At 63.7% G+C, this 4,762-nt stretch carries 5 protein-coding genes and 1 pseudogene; 5 read left to right on the forward strand and 1 reads right to left on the reverse strand.

What is annotated here, in order from left to right; genetic code table 11:
- The first annotated feature begins 7 nt into the window (after positions 1–7).
- Entirely contained in the window at positions 8–124 is a 117-nt protein-coding gene (locus AC1DOC_RS23230) for a hypothetical protein (protein WP_478130574.1), read from the forward strand.
- A gap of 12 nt (positions 125–136) precedes the next feature.
- Here the strand turns inward: AC1DOC_RS23230 and dusA are convergent, their stop codons facing one another.
- The gene (gene dusA / locus AC1DOC_RS23235) at positions 137–1,138 is read right to left on the reverse strand and encodes a tRNA dihydrouridine(20/20a) synthase DusA (protein ID WP_478079898.1); all 1,002 of its coding nucleotides are present in this window, start codon (positions 1,136–1,138) and stop codon (positions 137–139) included.
- A gap of 95 nt (positions 1,139–1,233) precedes the next feature.
- Here dusA and AC1DOC_RS23240 point away from each other — a divergent pair, with 95 nt between their 5' ends.
- The 4 genes and pseudogenes from AC1DOC_RS23240 to AC1DOC_RS23255 all read left to right on the forward strand — a co-directional run.
- Positions 1,234–2,451 (forward strand): site-specific integrase, encoded by a 1,218-nt coding sequence (locus tag AC1DOC_RS23240; protein WP_478130571.1) that lies wholly within the window; start codon positions 1,234–1,236, stop codon positions 2,449–2,451.
- Positions 2,452–2,510: 59 nt separating this feature from the next.
- Positions 2,511–3,233: a hypothetical protein gene (locus AC1DOC_RS23245; RefSeq protein WP_478130572.1), complete on the forward strand. Its 723-nt coding sequence runs from the start codon at positions 2,511–2,513 to the stop codon at positions 3,231–3,233.
- 406 nt (positions 3,234–3,639) lie between these two features.
- Positions 3,640–3,989, forward strand: a pseudogene (locus AC1DOC_RS23250) (hypothetical protein).
- A gap of 119 nt (positions 3,990–4,108) precedes the next feature.
- On the forward strand, positions 4,109–4,762 hold a 654-nt coding region (locus tag AC1DOC_RS23255), incomplete at its 3' end, for a TonB-dependent siderophore receptor (protein WP_478130573.1).

Below are 4,762 nucleotides of genomic sequence, written 5' to 3' on the forward strand. Positions count from 1 at the left end.
CCTCGTGATGTGGGACAACCGCAGCACCCTGCACCGCGGCCGGCGCTACGACATCGGCGAGCGCCGCGAGCTGCGCCGCACCACCATCGAGGACGTGCCCGAGGCCACGCTGATGGCAGCCTGAGGCCGCGCGGCTTCAGGCCTCTTGCGCCGCGGGCTCGTGCGCCAGCGCCATCACCTCGTGTGGCGGACGCGCCTTGAGGCGATGGTCGCTCCAGACCTGGCGCCAGCGGCGCGCGCCGGGCAGGCCGTTGCGCAGGCCCAGCATGTGCCGCGCAATCGACGACCACTGCGTGCCATGCTCGGCCGCCTCGCGGACCATGTAGTCGCACATCAGCGCCTCGACGTCCTCGCGCATCAGCGGCTGCGGCGCGGCGCCGTAGAACTCGGCGTCCCACTCGGCCAGCCACCAGGGGTTGTGGTAGGCCTCGCGGCCGACCATCACGCCGTCGAGCAGCCGCAGGTGCTCATGCACCTGTGCGTTGGCCGAGATGCCGCCATTGATCGAAAAATCCATCTCCGGAAATTCGTGCTTCAGCCGGTGCACGAGCTCGTAGCGCAGCGGCGGAATCTCGCGGTTCTGCTTGGGGCTCAGGCCCTGCAGCCAGGCGTTGCGCGCATGCACGATGAAGCCGCGGCAGCCGGCCTCGCTCACCGCACCGACAAAGTCGCGCACGAACTCGTAGCTCTCGATCTTGTCGATGCCGATGCGGTGCTTGACCGTGACCGGCAGGCGGGTGGCGTCGACCATGGCCTTCACGCAATCGGCCACCAGCGCCGGCTCGGCCATCAGGCAGGCACCGAAGGCGCCGCGCTGCACGCGCTCGCTGGGGCAGCCGCAGTTGAGATTGATCTCGTCATAGCCCCACTCCTCGCCGAGCCTGGCGCAATGCGCGAGATCGGCCGGTTCGCTGCCGCCCAGCTGCAGGGCCACGGGATGCTCTTCCTCGTTGAAGCGCAGGTGCCGCGGAACGTCGCCATGCACCAGCGCGCCGGTGGTCACCATCTCGGTGTAGAGCAGCGCGTGGCGCGACATCAGGCGATGGAAGTAACGGCAATGGCGGTCCGTCCAATCCATCATAGGAGCGACAGAGACAGTTTTCTCTTTTAAATTCAACGACTTAGCGATATCATTCATACACTTAGACCCCCTCGTGTGCACGCTCGTGTGCACTCCAAAACGCCCGAATACGCCCCATTTCGCCCTGTCAGTGCACACATAGCGCACACGAAATGCCCACCTTCAAGCAGCTTCCGTCCGGCAACTGGCGCGCGCAAGTCCGCCGCAAGGGTGTCTACGCGAGCGAAACCTTTCGAAGACACAAGGACGCCCAGGAATGGGCTCTCGCGACCGAGCGCCGCATCGATCTGGGCGAGCCTGCCACCCGTTCAAAGGTCAAGGACCCGACCACCTTCGGCGATCTGATCGATCTGCACGTCACCGACATGAAGGAAGTGTTGCGAGCGCCACGGCGTTCCAAGGCCTTCRCCCTCGATGCGCTGAACACGAAGCTGGGCAAGCTGAAGCTGAAGGACCTCACGCGCGAGCGGCTCATCCAGTTCGGCAAAGACCGCGCCAAGGAAGGCGCCGGCCCCGTCACCATCAGCATGGACATCGGCTACATCAAGCTGGTAGTTTCGCACGCGGCGGCCGTTCACGGGGTTCGCGTTCCGGTAGAGCCCATCGATCTGGCCCGCATCGCGCTCAAGCGCCTGGGCTTGGTCGGCAAGGGGCGGGAACGAGACCGCCGCCCTACCCTCGACGAACTGCAGGCGCTTGCCGATTACTTCGCCAGCAATTCACGGCAGATCATCCCGCTGGGGCGAATCATGCGGTTCGCGGTCGCCACCGCGATGCGCCAGGACGAGATCTGCCGCATCCGATGGGAGGACATCGATGCCAAGACTCGTACCGTGATTGTGCGTGACCGGAAAGACCCACGAGACAAGAACGGCAATGACCAGAAAGTGCCGCTGCTCGATGTCACGGGATTCGATGCCTGGGCCATTCTCGAGGAGCAGAAACCGTTCTCCGGGAACAGCAGCCTTGTCTTTCCGTACAACGGCCGCTCCGTCGGGACCGCGTTCCGTCGAGCTTGCAAGGAATTGAAGATCAAGGACCTCAAGTTCCATGATCTACGGCACGAAGCAGCCAGTCGTCTGTTCGAGGCGGGGTTCACCATCGAACAGGCTGCGCTGGTGACTGGGCACAAGGACTGGAAGATGCTCAAGCGATACACCCATCTGAGGCCGGAACACCTGCGCGGCGTCCGGCCCAAGCACATTCCACCGTCGCTTGATCTACCCACTGGCCCCACGCCTGCGGACATCGCTTTGGGCGCGTGGAACAACCCAGAGCGCCGTGCCCCACAGCCCAACTCGGCTCACCCCTCGCAAGTTGCAAAGCCGCATCATGAACATGAAGCCCTCGGCCTGAGCGCTTCAATCTAGTTTGACTTCGGATCGTGCCACTTCAACAGACGCCCTTCTATCGATCACACCTGGCCGACTTGCACCAAGTCCTGCTTGCCCACGAAATCACACGGAGCTACCTGACCGGCACGCGCGTCAGGTTTGATGGCGTTGAGCTGGGCCCAACCAACAGTTTTGACTTCGCTTTCGGTACGTTGTCGACGCTGGAGTTCGTCCACCTATTCTCCGTTTTCGACGGCAGCCGTGTGCACGGACAGGCCGAAAGACGGCCGGGGCGCGACGATGCGCCGCCAGGCATGTACTTCACGGTGATCAATGCCAAGGTCATTCAGGCGGGCCACAAGAACAGATCGGGGATCTTCAGTGAAGAGACCGGCACCGCAGGTCTCTTCATCGAGGGAATACACATCGACCATTTTTTCCTGGACAAGCACCAGACGCCCCACGGTCTGGGCGCGGTTGCGTTCACCTTGGGTGCCATCACCGCCCATTTGGCCGGGCTGGACGAGATCTCACTGATCGCCRCGGGCGRCAAGGGGTTCCAGGAGCGCCATGTCGGGTTCAAGGTATGGCCGAAGCTTGGCTTTGACGCTGCGCTCTTACCCGATGAGCAGCGCGGTGCGCCGCACCTGCAGGGCTGTCGAACTGTCCAGGATATTCTGGACGTCGATCCGACATGGTGGGAGACGGAAGGATCACAGCGCCTGATGACCTTCGATTTGCGGCCCGGCAGCAGGTCCTGGCGCAAACTGCTAACCTATACGGGTGAGAAATTCTCTGTCGGAGGTCCCCATGACTAGCCCTACAGCCATCAGGAAGCCCGCAAAGGCAGCGAAGGCCGCGCCCGGCCGCGTGTTCAATGTCTCAAGCAAGGGCATCCCGCGCGTTACCACTCAAGTCAGGGCGAAGATCGAAGCGGCGGCAAGGTCTGCAAGCACCAAGCGTCGTAGTTTTCCAGAGTTGGCTTCGGATTCGTAGTTCGCAATGTTCGGCGTTCGAATTGCTCGAAGCGCGGCCCCTGGTCACCTTTTGAAAGCCTGCTATTGATGAAATAGCAGGCTTTTCTCCTTCTTTGCTCGAAGGGCTCAAGTGGAAGCTACGCGTTCAGCCGTTCCATGTTGAACGCGAATGCTGGAATCCCAATTACCCGCCTGGAATTCTCCAACTGGCGCCGACCCTTCTTTCGCCTGACTGATAATCCACCGCATGCCTGCCCTGCGTCACGCCCGCAATCTCGTCCGCTTCGTGCTGGCCTGGTTCGTGTTGTCGCTGGGCGTGGCAGTGGCATCGCCCCTGGTCCATCCACAAGAGATGGAGCTGGTATGTTCGGCTGCCGGCGCCATCAAGGTGATTGTGCAGACCGACGACGGCGCACGCGAACTCGGCGCCAGTCACCTCGATTGCCCGATGTGCGTGCTGACCGGCGCACCGCCGCCTGCGGCGCAGGTCGGCGATCTCCCTGGCATCTTGCCGCTGGGCCACGCTGTCCAGTCGATTCCGGCCGCGCGTCTCGCGCCGCGCCGTTGTCCGCGCGCGGCCCTCCTGCTCTCTGCTGACCCGATCGGAATTCCGACGCGCGTGACGCCTGCACCGGTCTTCTGACCACTGCGGCGCGCGCAGCCTCTTTCGTTTCCGCAGACAAACCGGCACCCCGAGGGTGCCGCAGAGAGCATCCATGAAGAAGACCATTTTTCCGCTCGCGCTGGGCGCGGCGTTTCCCTGGCTGGCCACGACGGCCCACGCCGCCGACGAACAACAACCCGCGCTTCCCGCCGTGTCGGTCACCGCCACCCGCGACAGCGGCCTTGGCGCGCCCGTCGCAACAGGTTCGAACCTGGGCATCACGGCCTTACAGACACCCGCGAGCGTGGGCACCATCACGCGCGAGCAGCTTGAGCAGCGCGGTGATGCGAGCGTCGTCGAAGCCGTCACCCGCTCGACCGGCATCAGCAGCCTGGCCCATCCCGGCAACGGAGGCTCCTCCCTCGCCGCACGCGGATTCACCGATTCGACCTCCGTGATGCGGCTGTACGACGGCACGCGCCAGTACGGCGGACTCGGCGTGACCTTTCCGTTCGACACCTGGTCGCTCGATCGCATCGAAGTTCTTCGCGGGCCGGCATCGGTCATCTACGGCGACGGCGCCATCGGCGGCGTGGTCAACGTGATCCCCAAGAAGCCCCACCGCGGGCCGATTGAGAACGAGGTGCAAACCACCATCGGGACCGACAACACGCGAAGACTCGGCTTCGGCAGCGGCGGAGCCATCAACGACAAACTGTCGTACCGGCTGGATGTCAGCGGCGATCGCTCCGACGGCTGGGTGGAC

The organism is Variovorax sp. 01T439_2, from assembly GCF_056398445.1.

Bases quoted from the DNA above. Each gene is read 5' to 3' on its own strand.
- AC1DOC_RS23230 (WP_478130574.1), top strand. From the start codon at position 8: ATGTGGGACAACCGCAGCACCCTGCACCGCGGCCGGCGCTACGACATC.
- dusA (WP_478079898.1), bottom strand. From the start codon at position 1,138: ATGAATGATATCGCTAAGTCGTTGAATTTAAAAGAGAAAACTGTCTCT.